Origin of the sequence: Hymenobacter fastidiosus (assembly GCF_039539565.1) — a bacterium.
Classification (GTDB): Bacteria; Bacteroidota; Bacteroidia; order Cytophagales; family Hymenobacteraceae; genus Hymenobacter; species Hymenobacter fastidiosus.
On record NZ_BAABDJ010000003.1, the window covers coordinates 56,881 to 71,865 of the forward strand.

12 protein-coding genes are annotated in these 14,985 nt (G+C 62.1%); 4 read left to right on the plus strand and 8 right to left on the minus strand.

Annotated elements, in window-relative coordinates:
* Positions 1–120: 120 nt before the first annotated feature.
* Positions 121–585, minus strand: a complete 465-nt coding sequence (locus tag ABD833_RS03155) for a MaoC family dehydratase (protein ID WP_345070927.1) — start codon at positions 583–585, stop codon at positions 121–123.
* A gap of 230 nt (positions 586–815) precedes the next feature.
* On the opposite strand from ABD833_RS03155, the gene ABD833_RS03160 reads away from it, so the two are divergent.
* Positions 816–2,801 (plus strand): sialate O-acetylesterase, encoded by a 1,986-nt coding sequence (locus ABD833_RS03160; RefSeq protein WP_345070929.1) that lies wholly within the window; start codon positions 816–818, stop codon positions 2,799–2,801.
* Positions 2,802–2,808: 7 nt separating this feature from the next.
* Here ABD833_RS03160 and ABD833_RS03165 read toward each other — a convergent pair whose 3' ends face one another.
* Positions 2,809–4,470 (minus strand): M1 family metallopeptidase, encoded by a 1,662-nt coding sequence (locus ABD833_RS03165; protein WP_345070931.1) that lies wholly within the window; start codon positions 4,468–4,470, stop codon positions 2,809–2,811.
* A 182-nt stretch (positions 4,471–4,652) separates the two neighbouring features.
* On the opposite strand from ABD833_RS03165, the gene ABD833_RS03170 reads away from it, so the two are divergent.
* The 3 genes from ABD833_RS03170 to ABD833_RS03180 all read left to right on the plus strand — a co-directional run bounded on the left by ABD833_RS03170 (position 4,653) and on the right by ABD833_RS03180 (position 6,721).
* Positions 4,653–5,618, plus strand: coding sequence for an EamA family transporter (locus tag ABD833_RS03170; protein WP_345070933.1), 966 nt, complete (start codon positions 4,653–4,655; stop codon positions 5,616–5,618).
* Positions 5,619–5,674: 56 nt separating this feature from the next.
* A complete protein-coding gene (locus ABD833_RS03175; RefSeq protein ID WP_345071022.1) occupies positions 5,675–6,025 on the plus strand; it encodes a group III truncated hemoglobin in 351 nt (116 codons plus the stop codon).
* A 306-nt stretch (positions 6,026–6,331) separates the two neighbouring features.
* Entirely contained in the window at positions 6,332–6,721 is a 390-nt protein-coding gene (locus ABD833_RS03180) for a group III truncated hemoglobin (protein ID WP_345070935.1), read from the plus strand.
* A 201-nt stretch (positions 6,722–6,922) separates the two neighbouring features.
* On the opposite strand, the gene ABD833_RS03185 is transcribed toward ABD833_RS03180, so the two are convergent.
* The 6 genes from ABD833_RS03185 to ABD833_RS03210 form a co-directional block, all read right to left on the minus strand.
* A complete protein-coding gene (locus ABD833_RS03185) occupies positions 6,923–7,642 on the minus strand; it encodes a bacteriorhodopsin (protein WP_345070937.1) in 720 nt (239 codons plus the stop codon).
* A gap of 157 nt (positions 7,643–7,799) precedes the next feature.
* Positions 7,800–9,506, minus strand: a complete 1,707-nt coding sequence (gene odhB, locus ABD833_RS03190) for a 2-oxoglutarate dehydrogenase complex dihydrolipoyllysine-residue succinyltransferase (RefSeq protein ID WP_345070938.1) — start codon at positions 9,504–9,506, stop codon at positions 7,800–7,802.
* A gap of 33 nt (positions 9,507–9,539) precedes the next feature.
* Entirely contained in the window at positions 9,540–9,950 is a 411-nt protein-coding gene (locus ABD833_RS03195) for a HEPN domain-containing protein (RefSeq protein WP_345070940.1), read from the minus strand.
* The gene (locus tag ABD833_RS03200; RefSeq protein ID WP_345070941.1) at positions 9,937–10,257 is read right to left on the minus strand and encodes a nucleotidyltransferase domain-containing protein; all 321 of its coding nucleotides are present in this window, start codon (positions 10,255–10,257) and stop codon (positions 9,937–9,939) included. The genes ABD833_RS03195 and ABD833_RS03200 overlap by 14 nt, the downstream gene beginning before the upstream one ends.
* Positions 10,258–10,261: 4 nt before the next feature.
* A complete protein-coding gene (locus tag ABD833_RS03205; RefSeq protein WP_345070943.1) occupies positions 10,262–13,192 on the minus strand; it encodes a 2-oxoglutarate dehydrogenase E1 component in 2,931 nt (976 codons plus the stop codon).
* 211 nt (positions 13,193–13,403) lie between these two features.
* Positions 13,404–14,585, minus strand: coding sequence for an SMP-30/gluconolactonase/LRE family protein (locus ABD833_RS03210; protein ID WP_345070945.1), 1,182 nt, complete (start codon positions 14,583–14,585; stop codon positions 13,404–13,406).
* Positions 14,586–14,985: the final 400 nt, after the last annotated feature.

Genomic DNA, 14,985 nt, shown 5'->3' on the forward strand with positions numbered 1-14,985 from the left:
AACTAACGCTTGTTAGCCACAAAAAAAGGGCAAGACCACCAGATCCTGCCCTTTGTGCTTAATTGTATTCCTCGCCGATATCCACGGACCCCGGCCAGAACCCCGCCACTACACGGGAAGCTACAGAAAGTGGTAGAGGAAGGTGATGATGCCGGTATAGGCCGGCTTCTTCCCGTCTTTGATTTCCAGGGCCACCTCAATCCGGGCTTTGGCAATGCCGCGCAGATCTTTCACCGTCAGCAGTCGGGCCCGCAGGCGCACCTCGCCATTCACCAGCACGGCCTGGTTGAAGCGCAGACTCTCGATTTCGTAGTTCACCTGCATCTTCAGGTTCTCGATCTGCACAATCTGATTCCAGAGGTAGGGCAGCAGCGCCACCGTAAGGTAGCCGTGGGCAATGGTCGCGCCGAAGGGCGACTCCGTTTTAACCCGCTCGGCGTCGAGGTGAATCCACTGGTGGTCGAGGGTAGCGTCGGCAAAGTGGTTGATCTGCTCCTGGGTGATGGTGTGGTAGCCGGACACGCCCAGCTCCTGGCCTTCGTACTGCTCCAGCTCTTTCAGGCTGCGGATAGTAATGCTGCTCATGCGGTTTTTTGGGTTGGGTTGGGCTACTAAGGTAAGCGGCTTTCCGCGAGCTATTCGCGGCAGTCAGGCCGGCATCTTTCCCCGGCAGTACGTTGCGGTACCGCTCCGTGCTGCCTTCCGGCCGCCGAAAGGTTTCGTCCTTGCGGAGGAGTGCGCTATTTTTGCCGCGTCTGCGTTAGGCCGCCTGGTCCTCCCCGGGCGCTGCTATTGTGTCCTTTTCAGTTCCCGCTATGATTTCTACCAGCATCAGAGGCATCCTGCTGGCGACGTTGCTGCTTATGGCTACCCTGACCCGGGCTACGGTACGCCTGCCCCGGCTGGTGGGCGACAACATGGTGCTCCAGCGCGACACCCCTCTCCCGATCTGGGGTTGGGCCGCCCCCGGCGAACGGGTCCGGATCAGCTTCCAGGGCCGGACCTACCGGGCGCCGGCGACGGACGCTACGGGCCGCTGGCGCATCACGCTGCCCCCGCTGCCCGCGGGCGGGCCTTACGGCCTGACCGTGAAAGGCCGCAACACCATCCGGCTGCGCAACATTCTGGTCGGCGACGTGTGGCTGGCGGCGGGCCAGTCGAACATGGAGTGGCCCCTGCAAGGGGACGTGCTGGATTTCCGGCCGGAAATAGCGGCGGCCACCTACCCCCGCATCCGGCTGCTCACGGTGGCGAAAGCCACGGCCTCCTCCCCCCGGGCCGGGTTTAAGAGCGCCGGGTGGCAGGAGTGCAGCCCCCAAACCGTGGGCAGCTTTTCCGCCGTCGCCTATTTCTTCGGCCGCCGCCTGCACCGGCAGTACCAGGTTCCCATCGGGCTGATCAGCGCGGTATGGGGCGGTACCGACGCCGAAAGCTGGGTGAGCCCGGCCGCCCTGCGGACCCTGCCCGGCTACCAGGAAAAAGCCCTTCAGCTGGAGCAGCAGCCCAACCGCATCAACGAGCGGCTGGACGACTATGCTGCCCGCCGGCAAGCCTGGCGCGGCAGTCCGGCCAGCCGCGACCAGGGCCGCCTACCCGACGGCCGCACCTGGGCCGATACGACCTTCCACCCCCCGACCTGGGCCACGATGCCCGTGCCCGGGGCCTGGGAAGTTAACTCGCCGCTGCGGTCGTTCGACGGGCCGGTGTGGTTTCGCCGGGAAGTGGGGCTGACGCCGGAAGAGGCCCGCCAGCCCGCGGGGCTTTCGCTGGGCAGGATCGATGATCAGGACAGCACCTGGGTGAATGGGCAGCTGGTAGGCCAGACGGCCGGGCCCGACCGGCACCGGCACTACGTGGTGCCGGCCGGGCTGCTACAGCCGGGCCGCAACGTAATTACCGTGCGGGTGCTGGATACCGGAGGAGAAGGCGGCTTTGTGGGCGGGCCCGACAGCGTGCAGCTGACCACGGCCACCCGCCGTCTCTCCCTGGCCGGGGAGTGGCAGTATCAGCCGGCGTATGACCCGGCGGGCGTACCGCAAAGTCCGTTTCCGAACGGCGCGCAGGCCGAGCCTGCCGCCATCTACAATGCCATGATTGCGCCCCTGCTGCCCTACGCGCTGAAAGGCATTATCTGGTATCAGGGCGAAAACAACGCGCCTAGGGCATACCAGTACCGCACCCTGTTTCCGGCCCTGATTCAGGACTGGCGCACCCGCTGGGGCCAGGGCGACCTGCCGTTTCTCTTCGTGCAGCTCGCCGGCTTCATGCCCGACCAGGCCCAGCCCGCCGACTACGAATGGGCCGAGCTTCGCGAAGCCCAGCTGCGCACCCTGGCCGTGCCCCATACGGGTATGGCCGTCGCCCTCGACCTGGGTGACCCGAACGACATTCACCCGCGCAACAAGCAGCCGGTGGGTGAGCGGCTGGCGCTGGCTGCCCGCCGCGTGGCCTACCAGGATTCGGGCGTGGTGCACTCGGGGCCGCTGCTGCAGGATATGCGGGTGCAGGGCAATACCGTCCGGCTGCGCTTTTCCCAGACGGGCGGCGGGCTGGTGCTGAAAGATGCGACGGGCCCTTACCTGCGTGGCTTTGCCCTGGCCGGGGCCGACCGCAAATTCGTCTGGGCCCAGGGCCGGCTGGAAGGCCAGGAGCTGGTGCTCTATAGCGACCAGGTAGCCACGCCCGTGGCGGTGCGCTACGCCTGGGGCAACAGCCCCTTCCCCAACCTGTACAACACCGAGGACCTCCCCGCCTCCCCGTTCCGCACCGACGACTGGCCCGGGCTGACGGTGAACCGGTAAGCGCGTCTTAATCGACCAGCACGCCGATGTAGTAGTTGAAGGTGTCGATATCGATGTTGTCCTTCGTGGCCCCGGTCAGCTCGATGGGCTGGAATTTGGTGGTCAGCGGCACCAGCTTATACTCCGAGCCGCGCACCCGCATCCGGAGGGGAATGGTGAAGTTGGCGGCCTCGGCGACCCAGCGCCCCAGCAGCTGGCCTTTTTCCTGGCGCAGCTCCAGCACCGGCAGACTGCGGTAGCGCAGGTACTGGTCGAAGACCGGGGTCAGGTTCTGGCCGCTCTGCTGGTTGAGGTAGCCCACGATCTGGTCGGTGGTTACGGTCTGGTGGTAGAACGTCTGGCCCAGGCCGCGCAGAATCTGCCGCCACTTCTCGTCGTCGGCAATGATGGTGCGCACCATGTTGAGCATGTTGCTGCCCTTGTCGTACATGTCGCCCGAGCCTTCCTTATTCACCCCGTAGGCCCCGATGATGGGGCCGTCGTTCTGGATGTTGCGGCGCTGGCCGTGGAGGTATTCCTGCCCGGCCCGCTTCCCGAACTGGCTTTCCGTAAACAGGGCCTCCGAGTAAGTGGTGAAGCTTTCGTGGATCCACATGTCGGCAATATCCTTGCTCGTGATGTTGTTGCCGAACCACTCGTGGCCGCTTTCGTGGATGATGATGAAGTCCCACTTCAGGCCCCAGCCCGTCGCCGACCGGTCGTGGCCGAGGTAGCCGCTGAGGTACTTGTTTCCGTAGGCTACGGCGCTCTGGTGCTCCATGCCCAGGTGGGGCGCATCCACCAGCTTATAGCCGTCCTCATAGAACGGGTAGGGCCCGAACCAGTGCTCAAACGACTTCAGCATAGGCTTCACGTTGGCCCCGAACTGCGTTTTGGCCTTGGCCAGGTTTTCCGTCAGCACCCAATAGTCGAGGCTTAGCTTGCCCTTTTCCCCGGCGTAGGAGTCGCCGAAATGGGTGTAGTCGCCCACGTTCATGGCCACGTCGTAGTTGTTGATGGGGTTGCGCACGGCCCAGTCGAAGCGGGTGGTGCCGTCCTTGAGCGGCGTGACTTTGCGCAGCCGCCCGTTCGACACGTCCTTCAGTCCCTTAGGCACCGTGATGCTGATGAGCATGCTGTCGACCTCGTCGGACTGATGGTCTTTGGTGGGCCACCAGATGCTGGCGCCCACGCCCTGGCAGGCCGTGGCCACCCAGGGCTTGCCGTTGGAATCCTTGGTGAACACGAGGCCACCGTCCCAGGGCGCCTTTTCCGCCACCGTGGGCTGGCCGGAGTAGAATACGGTGAACTCGTCGGTACTGCCCGCCCTGATGGGCTGGGGGAAGGTCACGAACACGGCGTTGGCCTCGCGGGTGAACTTCAGATCCTGACCCTTATACACCACTTTCTCCACCGCCAGGTTGGCAAACAGATCGAACTGGAGCCGGCTGAAATCCTGGGTGGCGCGGAAGCGAAACAGGTTGGACCCGCTCAGGGCCCGCTGGTCGATGTCGAGCTTCACATCGAGATGATAATACTTGATGTCGTAGCAGGTTCGCAGCGGGGTGAGGGCCCCGCGCAGCGAATCGGCGCGGGTGAACCGGGCTTTGGACCGCATCAGCTGGGCGCTGGTCAGCAGAGGCAGAAAAAACAGGGCCAACGTGGCCAGCAGGGGAATACGAAGGCGCATCAGTATCGGGAAGAGGGAGCGGTAAAGGTAACTACAGACTCCGCCCCGACGGGGCAGTTGTGTAAGTGCTCTGAACCGGCTGGCGCGCTACCGCTTTGTCGGGCGGCAACCCGGCGCTGCCAGCCCCGGGGAGCCCGCCGCCGGGGTTTGGCGTAGTTTTATGCTTCCATCCGTACGCAGTCATGCTTCAACCTTCTCCTGCCCCCAGCCGGGCGGCCATCATCGGGGCCTTTGCCATCGTCTACATCATCTGGGGCTCCACCTACTTAGGCATCCGCTTCGCCATCGACAGCATGCCGCCCCTGCTGATGGCCGGCTCCCGCTATTTTCTGGCCGGGGCCCTGCTCTACGGCTTCATGCGCCTGCGGGGCGAGCCGACCCCCACGCGCCGCAGCTGGGGCCCGGCGCTGCTCATCGGCCTCTGCCTGCTCACCTTCGGCAACGGCGGCGTGACGCTGGGCGAGCAGTACATTCCCACCGGCCTCACCGCGCTGCTCGTTACCACGGTGCCCATGTTTCTGGTTCTGCTGGGCTGGCTGAGCGGCATTTCGGGCCGGCCCACGCTGCCGGTGGCTATCGGGCTGGTGGTGGGCATGGTGGGCGTGTACCTGGTGGCCAGCACCCGCGGCACCAGCCACGTAGCGCTGCCCGGCCACGAAACCCGGGGCATTATCCTGGTGCTGTCGGCGGCGGTCATGTGGGCCGTTGGGTCGCTTTACGCCAAGAAGCACCAGTCCGCTTCCTCTCCTTTCCTGGCCGGCGGTATGCAGATGATGTGCGGCGGGCTGCTGATGCTGGTGGTGGGCGGCCTGCGTGGTGAAGCGACCGGCTTCGAGCTGGCCGCCGTGACCACCAAGTCGTGGCTGGCCTACGTCTACCTGATCACGCTGGGCTCCATTGTGGCCTTTTCGGCCTACATCTGGCTTTTGCGGGTTGTGGAGCCCGCGTTGGCGGGTACCAACTCCTTCGTCAATCCGGTGGTGGCGGTACTGCTGGGCTGGGCCCTGGCCGGCGAAGCGCTCAGCCCCCCCATGCTGGGCGGGGCGGCGCTGATTATCGTGGCCGTGGTGCTGGTGGTAATGGGCGGGGCGAAGAAGCCCGGGCTGCCGCAGGCGGAACAACCCGCCGCCGCGAAGCGTCTGGTGTAATACCTCCTGCCCTGTTCCCCCAAGCCCTGCTGCCCGACCTGACCACCGAAAACCATATCCGCCTGCTCGTCGATTCGTTTTACGACCACGTGCAGCAGGATGCCCTGTCGGGGCCGGTTTTCAACGGCTTCGCCCACGTCAACGGGGCCAGCCACCTGCCCGCCATGTACGATTTCCGGAGCAGCGTGCTGCCGGGCACCAGCCGCTGTAAGGGCCAACCATTTCCCAAACACATTCCTCTGCCCGTGGGGGTGGCCCACTTTCAGCGCTGGCTCCAGCTGTTTTACCAGCCGGTAGATGAGCACTTCAGCGGCACCAGGACGGTAGAGGCTAAAGCCCGGGCCCTGAGCATAGCCACCCTGTTCGAGCCCCGGCTGAGCCCACGCCCGGCGCTGTCTGTTCTTTAGGGCGGAGGAAAACACTGCATATCCGACCGGCTAGCCGAAGAAGATAAATCTTAGAGCAAATTCCAGGATAGGGTACAGTAGAACGGGTAGGGGCGGGGCTTGCCCCCGCCCATCGTTGAACGATTGTTGTGCTGACGGCGGGCGGGGGCAAGCCCCGCCCCTACACTTGTTCCCGTACCAAGTTCTGGAATTCGCTCTAAAAATTACGGCTATGGTTATGTAGCTAACTATGCTATATTAGCGAAATGAGTAAACCTGCGTAAATTCGCTGCGTATTGAAACTCCCCACTCTCTCCGCTCCTACCCATGAAGACCTCTGCTACCCTGGCTGATATCAAGACGGAAGGCGATATCAAAACGCTGGTTGATGCCCTGTGCCACAAGGCCACCAACGACACGCTGCTGGGCCCGCGCTACGGTGCCGCCGCCCGCATTCACTGGCCGCAGTATCTCACGTCCCAGTACCGCTACTGGAGCACCACGCTCCTGGGTAAGCAGCTGGAGGAAGGCGAACCAGTACCGGCCCTACTAGCCCTGCCTACCAGCGGCCCGCACATTGACCATTGGCTGAGCTTGTTTTTCTCAACCGTGGAAGAGTGCTTTGCCGGATCAAAGGCCGAGGAAGCCAAGCTCCTGGCCCGCCAGCTGGCCACCCGCCTGCAGACCACCCGCGTCCGGGAATTGCCGGTCGACTAAGACCACGGATTGACGCGGATTTTTCGGATTTTACGGATTTTGTGGATGGCCCTAATTCACAACGCCTGTTCAGGAGATATCTGTCCAGAAACAAAGCAAAGAGGCTCGCCGGTTGGCAAGCCTCTTTGCTTTTAATCGTCCACAAAATCCGTGAAATCCGAAAAACCCGCGTCAATCCGTGGTCTTAGGCTGAGCTTCGGGTTAAGCCGGCGCGTGGTGCAAGGGGGGCTTGCGCGGGGCCAGGTCGCGCAGGAAGTACAAATCCAGGATGCTAAAGCCGACTTTAGAGAAGAACGGCACTACCACGAACAGCAGCGTCTCGGTGGTTTGCCCGAACACGCGCAAGCCCGACGGCCCCAGCGCCCAGATGGTGGGGTAGCTGATCCAGAGAATGGTCAGGAAGCCCACCAGCTTTATGTAGATGCTGCCCAGTTCCGCGTCGCTGTTTTCGGCAATGCGGCGCAACGGCCCCCACAGTATGGACAACACGGCCAGAAAAGCACCCACGCCGCAGAGAAACCACAGCAGCCGCGCCGTGCTCGATTCGGACAAGTCGGCAAACAGCCCGCAGACTATCATCACCACATCGGCCGCCACCAGGCCAAACAGCAGGGTTTTGCTGCGCTCGTCTTTGGGCACGTAGAACATGGCCGTGAATGCCAGCGCCAGCAGCAGCAGCGGCGTGCTCACCACCCAGTCGGCGTAGCGGGCATAGTGTGTGATCTGACCAGCCACCTCGGTCTTGCCCTGGCCCAGCGCCATGCCCATGTACGCCAGGGCCGACCAGATCGGAATCATCATGGCAATGCTGTATTCGTACTGTGGTACGCCTTTGGGGTTGCGGCTCCACGCCCAGAACAGCAGCGCGCCGCCCACCATGGAGCCCACGTAAAGCCAGTGCAGTAAAGTTTCGGTAGCCATGCGAAAAACGGTTGGTTGAAAGAAGAAGTGTTTTCAAGCTATACTTTGACCCGGGGTTTTAAGTTGGTTTTAATCCGTTGCCGTTCGGGCTTATGCAAAAAGCCGGCTCCTGCGTTGCAGGAGCCGGCTTTTTGCATAAGGTCTTCGAAACAAGTGCCTACACGCCCAGCAACAGGCGCGTGGGGTCTTCGAGCAGCTCCTTTACTCGCACCAGGAACGACACCGACTCGCGGCCGTCGATGATGCGGTGGTCGTAGCTCAGAGCCAGGTACATCATCGGCCGGATGACCACCTGCCCGTTTTCAGCAATCGGGCGCGGCACGATGTTGTGCATCCCCAGAATGGCCGACTGCGGGGCATTGATAATCGGGGTGCTCATCATGGAGCCGAAAATACCGCCGTTGGTGATGGTAAACGTACCGCCGGTCATCTGCTCGATGGAAAGCTTGTTGTCGCGGGCCAGCATCGCCAGCCGTACTACTTCCTTCTCGATACCATCGAACGAAAGCTGCTCCGCGTTGCGAATCACCGGTACCACCAGCCCTTTCGGGGCCGATACGGCGATGCTGATATCGCAGAAGTCGTTGAACACGATTTCGGTGCCATCAATCTGGGCATTCACCGAAGGCCATTCCTTCAGCGCCACGCACACGGCCTTGGTAAAGAAAGACATAAAGCCCAGGTTCACCCCGTTCTTCTCCTTGAACTTGTCCTTGAACTTGGTGCGCAGGTCCATGATGGGCTGCATGTTCACCTCGTTGAAAGTGGTGAGCATCGCCGTCTCGTTCTTCACCGACACCAGGCGGCGGGCCACCGTCTTGCGCAGGTTGCTCATCTTCTCGCGGCGTACATTTCTGTTGCCGGTTGCCGGTTGCGGGTTGCCAGTCGCGGCCGGAGCTGCTGGCGCGGCCGGAGCCGCAGAGGCCACCGGTACAGCGGGAGCCGGGGCGGCCGGGCGGACCTGGGCATTCTGGGCGTCTTCCTTCGTGATGCGCCCGTCGCGGCCGGAGCCCTGCACGTCGGCGGCGGCAATGCCTTTCTCCCCGAGAATCTTGCCGGCCGCCGGCGAAGGCGTGCCGGTGGCATAGCTCGTGGAAGTCGAAGCTGAATTGGCCGGCGCCGCCGCCGCCGGGGCGGCCGGGGTTGGCGCCGGCGTAGCCGCGGGGGCGGCCGGGGCAACGGTCCCACTGCCGCCTTCGATACGGGCTACTACCGCGCCGATGGCAATGGTTTCGCCTTCCTTAGCCCCGTGGCGCAAGGTGCCCGCAGATTCCGCCGGCAGCTCAAACGTAGCCTTATCCGATTCCAGCTCGGCAATGATTTCGTCGCGCTGCACCTGGGCCCCATCCTCTTTCAGCCACTTGGCCACGGTAACTTCCGTGATGGACTCGCCTACGGTTGGGATTTTCATTTCAACCGTAGCGCCGCCGGCACTGGCCGCCGGAGCCGCAGCCGCAGCCGCCGGAGCGGAGGCGGCTCCGCCCGCGGGCTGGCCGCCGTAGCCGGCCTGGTCGCTGGCCGCAGGGTTTTGCTCGCCCTGACTCACCGGATCGGCCGCGGCCGGAGCCGGGGCCGCGGCTGCTGCCGGGGCGCTGGCCGCCGGGGCACTAGCGGCCGGGGCCGGAGCACCTGCTCCGTCGATATCGGCAATGGTGGTGCCGATACCGATGGTTTCGCCTTCGGCCACGCGGATTTTCAGCACGCCATCAGCCTCCGCCGGCAGCTCAAACGTGGCCTTATCAGATTCCAGCTCGGCAATGATTTCGTCGCGCCGCACGGTGTCGCCATCCTGCTTAAGCCATTTGGCAATGGTTACTTCGGTGATGGACTCGCCGACGGCGGGGATTTTAATTTCCAGACCCATAGGGAGGGAGTTGAAGGGTTTCGGTGGGGAGATTTATACTAAAGCGGCCTGAATGCCGGGCAGTAATCGGGTGCGAAAATGACGGGCAATGCGCAGCGCTTCCTGCAAATCGCTCATCACGATGGTAAGGCCCGGGTAGCGCACTTCTACTGCGTAGTCACTGATACGGGCAGCATCGTCAAATTCCTGCTGAGTGAAGACAAAAATTGGCGGAAACAATACCAGCAAGCGGGTTATATCATGCGTCTTAGGGAAATTCACTCCTTCCACGGTCAGAGCAGCTTTGGCGAACTTCTCGGTAGCCTGCTGGCATATAAAAGCAATCAGATAACCGTAAAGGGCCGCGTCATCCTGGAACATCTGCCCGGCGGCCCGCAAATCATGATTGGCCAGGTTTAGCCATTCCTGCACCCAGGCCTTTTCCTGTTGATTAAGCGGCGGCATATAGTAGTCGGCCTTTTTGCAGGGCTTGCGCCTCTACCGTAAAACGTACCTCGGCTGCCGCCGCTACCTCTTCCGGGGTCCGTACCAGAATATCCATGGCCGGCATTTCAGGACTGCGTACCAGCCGGCGCACCGCCACGGCCCGCTCAGCCCGACTACTCTTATCCGGCTTGATAACCAGCAGATCCAGGTCGCTGTCCTCCGTCGGCGTACCGTAGGCGTACGAGCCGAACAGAATAATCCGGTCGGGCTGGTAGCCGGCTACGATGCGACGGACGATGGCCTGAATCTGCTCTTCGGTTACCATGGGGTTAGTCCTGCTGCTTGGCTATTTCTACGGTGTCCTTGATGTTGTCGTCGGCTACGGCTTCGCGGGGCTTATCGAAGGCGCGGCCTACCAGGTCCTTCTGCTCCTTCACGTGCACCTTGTTGTAGCCGGTAGCGGGCGAGGCCGAGGGCTTGCGGGCAATAACGTCCTCCAGCTCGCGGCGCAGGTAGCGGAGCATGAAGCCCCAGTAGCCCATGTTCTCGGGCTCTTCCTGAACCCAGTATACTTTCGCCTTCGGATACTTCGCCAGCTCCACGTCCAGCTGCTTTTTTGGGAACGGGTGCAGCTGCTCCAGGCGCACCAGGGCCACGTCGGTGCGGTTCGCAGTACGCTGCTCATCGAGCAGGTCGAAGTACACTTTGCCCGAGCACAGCAGTACGCGCTTTACCTTTTTGGCTTCGGCAAACGGGTCGCCGAGCACCTCGCGGAACGTGCCGTTGGTAAACTCCTCCATCGGCGACACGCACAGCGGGTGGCGCAGCATCGACTTCGGCGACATCACCACCAGCGGCTTGCGGAAGCTCCAGGTCAGCTGCCGCCGCAGGGCGTGGAAGAAGTTGGCCGGCGTGGTCAGGTTGGCCACGACGATGTTGTTTTCGGCCGCCAACTGCAGGAACCGCTCGGGGCGGGCATTGGAGTGCTCCGGGCCCTGGCCTTCGTAGCCGTGGGGCAGCAGCAGCACGATGCCGTTCATGCGCTGCCATTTGCTTTCGCTGCTCACGATGAACTGGTCAATCATGGTCTGGGCGCCGTTGGCGAAGTCGCCGAACTGCGCTTCCCACACCACCAGGGCCGTGGGGTTGGCCATGGCGTAGCCGAATTCAAAGCCCAGCACCGCGTATTCGCTCAGCAGCGAGTTGTAGATACTCAGCTTCTCCTGGCCTTCCGAAATATAGTTGAGTGAGTTGTAAGGCGCCGACGTTTCGGCGTCGTGGAGCACGGCGTGGCGGTGCGAGAACGTACCCCGCTGCACATCCTGCCCGCTCACGCGCACGATGTGCTTCTCGTCGAGCAACGAGCCGTAGGCCAGCAACTCGCCGGCGGCCCAGTTCAGCACGCGGGTGTCGAAGAACATCCTGCGCCGTTCCTCCATCAGCTTCTCAATCTGCTTCAGGGGCCGGAAGCCTTCGGGCAGCGTGGTCAGCGCCCGGCCTACTTTCGTCACCACGTCTTCGCTCACGCCGGTTTCCGGCGACTGGTCGAAGTCCTCGGGCCTGGAGCGGCGCAGGCTGCGCCACTCGTTTTCGAGGGCCTGGTAGTTGTAGGGCAGGGGCTTCTGCTTCACCATGTCCAGGCGGGCCTGCAGGGTGTCGCGGAATTCCTTGTCCATCTGGGTCGCCAGCTCCGCGTCCACGTCGCCGCGCTGCACCAGCATGGCGTTGTATACCTCGCGCGGATTCTGATGCTTGGAAATGAGGTTGTAGAGCGTCGGCTGGGTGAACTTCGGCTCATCCGACTCGTTGTGGCCGTGCCGGCGGTAGCACACCATGTCGATGAAGATATCGGCGTGGAACTGCTGGCGGTATTCCGTGGCCAGGCGCACGGCGAATACCACGGCTTCCGGGTCGTCGCCGTTTACGTGCAGCACCGGGGCATCAATGATTTTGGCCAGGTCGGTACTGTAGATAGACGAGCGGGCGTCCTCGAAGTCGGTGGTGAAGCCCACCTGGTTGTTGATGACGAAGTGAATGGTGCCGCCCGTCTTGTAGCCTTCCAGGAGCGACATCTGGGTCAGCTCGTAGCCAATGCCCTGGCCGGCCAACGCCGCGTCGCCGTGAATCAGGATGGGCAGAATCTGGTGGTAGTCGTCGTTGTACTGGTGCTCAATCTTGGCCCGCACGAAGCCTTCCACCACGGGGTTCACCGCTTCCAGGTGCGAGGGGTTGGGGGCCAGCTTCAGATTCACTTTCTGCCCACCCTCCGCTTCCACCTCCGACGAGTAGCCCATGTGGTACTTCACGTCGCCGTCGCCCATGGTCAGGTCGGGTACGGCGGTACCCTCAAATTCGGAGAAGATCTGCTCGTACGTCTTGCCCATGATGTTGGCCAGCACGTTCAGCCGCCCCCGGTGGGCCATGCCGATCATCACTTCCTTCACCCCCAGCTCCGACGACTTATTGATGATGGCGTCGAGGGCCGCAATAGTGGTTTCGCCGCCTTCGAGCGAGAAGCGCTTCTGCCCCAGGAACTTCGTGTGCAGGAAGTTCTCGAACACCACGGCCTCGTTCAGCTTTTTCAGAATGCGTTTTTTGTATTCCACGCCGGGGTTGAAACTCAGCGAGTCCCGCTCTACTTTCGTGCGGAACCAGTCGAGCAGCTGCGGGTCCCGGATGTACATATACTCGAAGCCAATGCTGCGGGTATAAATCTTCTCCAGGGCGGCCACGATGTCGCGCAGCCTGGCCGAATCGCCAAGCCCCAGCAGCGCGCCATTGCGGAAGGCGGTATCGAGGTCAGCTTCGCCCAGGCCGAAATCGGTGAGGTCGAGGCGGGCGTGGCGGTCTTTGCGCTCCCGTACCGGATTGGTCTTGGCCCGCAGGTGGCCCCGGCTGCGAAAAGCGTGAATCAGGTTGCTGACGGCCGTTTCCTTGTCCGTGGCCGGGCCATTGAGCGGCATAATCGAGCCGCCGTTGTTAGTCGAGGCAGCCGTACTCAGCACGCCAAAACCATCTTTCTGCTCCGGGGCTCCACCGGGCGCGACCGGGCTGCCCTGAGGGGCTGAGCGCGCGGCCAATTGCGGCGGGGCGCTGGCGGCCCCCGGCTCACCGTCGGCCGGGTAGTGCTGGGAGAAGTCGAAACCCTCGAAAAACTTGCGCCAGCCAAAGTCTACCGACTCGGGGTCGGCCTGGTAAGCGCGATAAAGCTGATCGATGTATTCGCCGTGGGCGTTGGCGATGTAGGAGTAAGCGTCCATAGAGTCGGGGCGGGATAAGTCAGCCGTAAAAGTATACGTCCTGACCGTAAGGCAAAAACTTGTATTCGCGTATGCAAATACGCCTCTTTTTCAATCAGTTGCTTTCGCGGGCACGTTCACCGATCAGCTGTTGAGGAAGCCAATCTATTCAAAATAAAGCGCAACGACCGTTTGGCAAGTAGCCCGGGCTTTACGCTTTGTTGAGGGCCCGCTACCTGGGTAACGCCATTTTGAAGATGTAGTACGGCTGATCCTGCTTCCCCACTCCCTTATTCCAGGTAGGGGTTTTGTGAATGGCAGAAGTCGTTACGTAAAGACTACCGTCGGCAAATGCAAACGTATCGGGCCACTCCAGCCGGGGGTCCTGCACCACCGTTTCAATCTTCCCGGCCGGGGTACGGCGCACGATGGAATGGTTTTCAAAAGCCGTCATGTAGAGGTTGTCGTTGGCATCTATTTCCATTCCGTCGCAGGCGGGCACCTTGCCCAGATCCTCGATCTGTTGGGCCAGCTGGGCATCCGACAGCGCCGGGTTGCGCAGGGCCGCAGTTTTGATGCGGAAGAGCGTGTAGCTGGTCAGCGGCTTCCAGTAGAGGTACTGCCGATCCTGGCTCAGGGCAATACCATCGGCGTTGAACCGGGCGTGCTTACCGGTGGCATCAATCATTTCGTGGCCGTCGGCTTTGATGTTCAGCGTGGTGTCGCCCATCATCGACGGATGCATGGCCAGCAGCCGGCGGGCCTTTCCTGACTTTAAGTCGACCACCACCAGACTGCCCACGCCCGATTCGGTGAGGTAGGCATAGTTGTTCTGCGTATCGATGCGCACGTCGTTGAGGTAGGATTTACGCGAAGCCACGCTTTCCGGGATGCTGATGTTCTGCACTACCTTGTCCGTTTTAGGATCGATCTTCACCAGCTTCGGGCCGCCAGGTACGGTTCCTTTTAAGCCGGGCGAGGCCGGATCGAGCACCCACAGCATCCCGGTCTTATCGACGTACACACTTTGCGGGCAGATCCAGTGCTTCTGAGGCTCGTTGCGGACGGTTTCGTTCCAGGCGCACCAGTCAGCGTCCGGGTAGGGCTGCACGGAATTGTCAGCGCCGATAATGGCAACTGCCGCGACGGGGTTATTGTCCCAGCGAGGGAAGACAGCAAACACGCGGCCGTCCGGCGTTACGGCCACCCCGACGAACTGAGGCTCGCGCAGGGCTGCTACTACCTGTAGCGGCGAAGCGGCCGGGGCTTTGGGCGCGGCGGCGGCGGCGGAATCGGCGGGGGCAGTGCCGGAATCAGCAGCCGGCGACGAGCAGCCGGCCGCCAGCCCGAGCGCCAGCAGGCTGGTTACGGCAGCCAGGCGACTAACTGAACACAAAGGGAAAGAAAGCGCCATGGTGAGGGTTGGGTTGGAAGTGGAAAGACGCGGAACGGCATCAGCAAACCTGTTCCCGACTGTACGCACCTGCCCCACCCGTGTTCCGTTGCAACCTGGTTTTACGATCCTGCTTAATGGCCAGAAAACCGACAGCCTCCGATTCGCTGGTCAATCGAAGTGCTATATTCCCAGGCCGTTGGGCATCAGTCAGCTAAATGCGTTAGCTGACCGCTAAAATCATTTCCACTACCTTTACACTCCCGTTAAAAAAGACAATATTTTATAAGTCTAAGTAATTATTGTTATCGTCTATATTGAGCTTCCTGTTCGGGTTTCTGGGGCCGCCTGATTCCCCAGCTGCCTGCCCATAGATTATCGGGCAACTTTTTCCTTAAAAACCAGGTTTTCCACCTCCCGT

Bases quoted from the DNA above. Each gene is read 5' to 3' on its own strand.
- ABD833_RS03185 (WP_345070937.1), bottom strand. From the start codon at position 7,642: ATGGCTACCGAAACTTTACTGCACTGGCTTTACGTGGGCTCCATGGTG.
- ABD833_RS03160 (WP_345070929.1), top strand. From the start codon at position 816: ATGATTTCTACCAGCATCAGAGGCATCCTGCTGGCGACGTTGCTGCTT.
- ABD833_RS03180 (WP_345070935.1), top strand. From the start codon at position 6,332: ATGAAGACCTCTGCTACCCTGGCTGATATCAAGACGGAAGGCGATATC.
- ABD833_RS03165 (WP_345070931.1), bottom strand. From the start codon at position 4,470: ATGCGCCTTCGTATTCCCCTGCTGGCCACGTTGGCCCTGTTTTTTCTG.
- ABD833_RS03205 (WP_345070943.1), bottom strand. From the start codon at position 13,192: ATGGACGCTTACTCCTACATCGCCAACGCCCACGGCGAATACATCGAT.
- odhB (WP_345070938.1), bottom strand. From the start codon at position 9,506: ATGGGTCTGGAAATTAAAATCCCCGCCGTCGGCGAGTCCATCACCGAA.
- ABD833_RS03195 (WP_345070940.1), bottom strand. From the start codon at position 9,950: ATGCCGCCGCTTAATCAACAGGAAAAGGCCTGGGTGCAGGAATGGCTA.
- ABD833_RS03155 (WP_345070927.1), bottom strand. From the start codon at position 585: ATGAGCAGCATTACTATCCGCAGCCTGAAAGAGCTGGAGCAGTACGAA.
- ABD833_RS03170 (WP_345070933.1), top strand. From the start codon at position 4,653: ATGCTTCAACCTTCTCCTGCCCCCAGCCGGGCGGCCATCATCGGGGCC.
- ABD833_RS03210 (WP_345070945.1), bottom strand. From the start codon at position 14,585: ATGGCGCTTTCTTTCCCTTTGTGTTCAGTTAGTCGCCTGGCTGCCGTA.
- ABD833_RS03200 (WP_345070941.1), bottom strand. From the start codon at position 10,257: ATGGTAACCGAAGAGCAGATTCAGGCCATCGTCCGTCGCATCGTAGCC.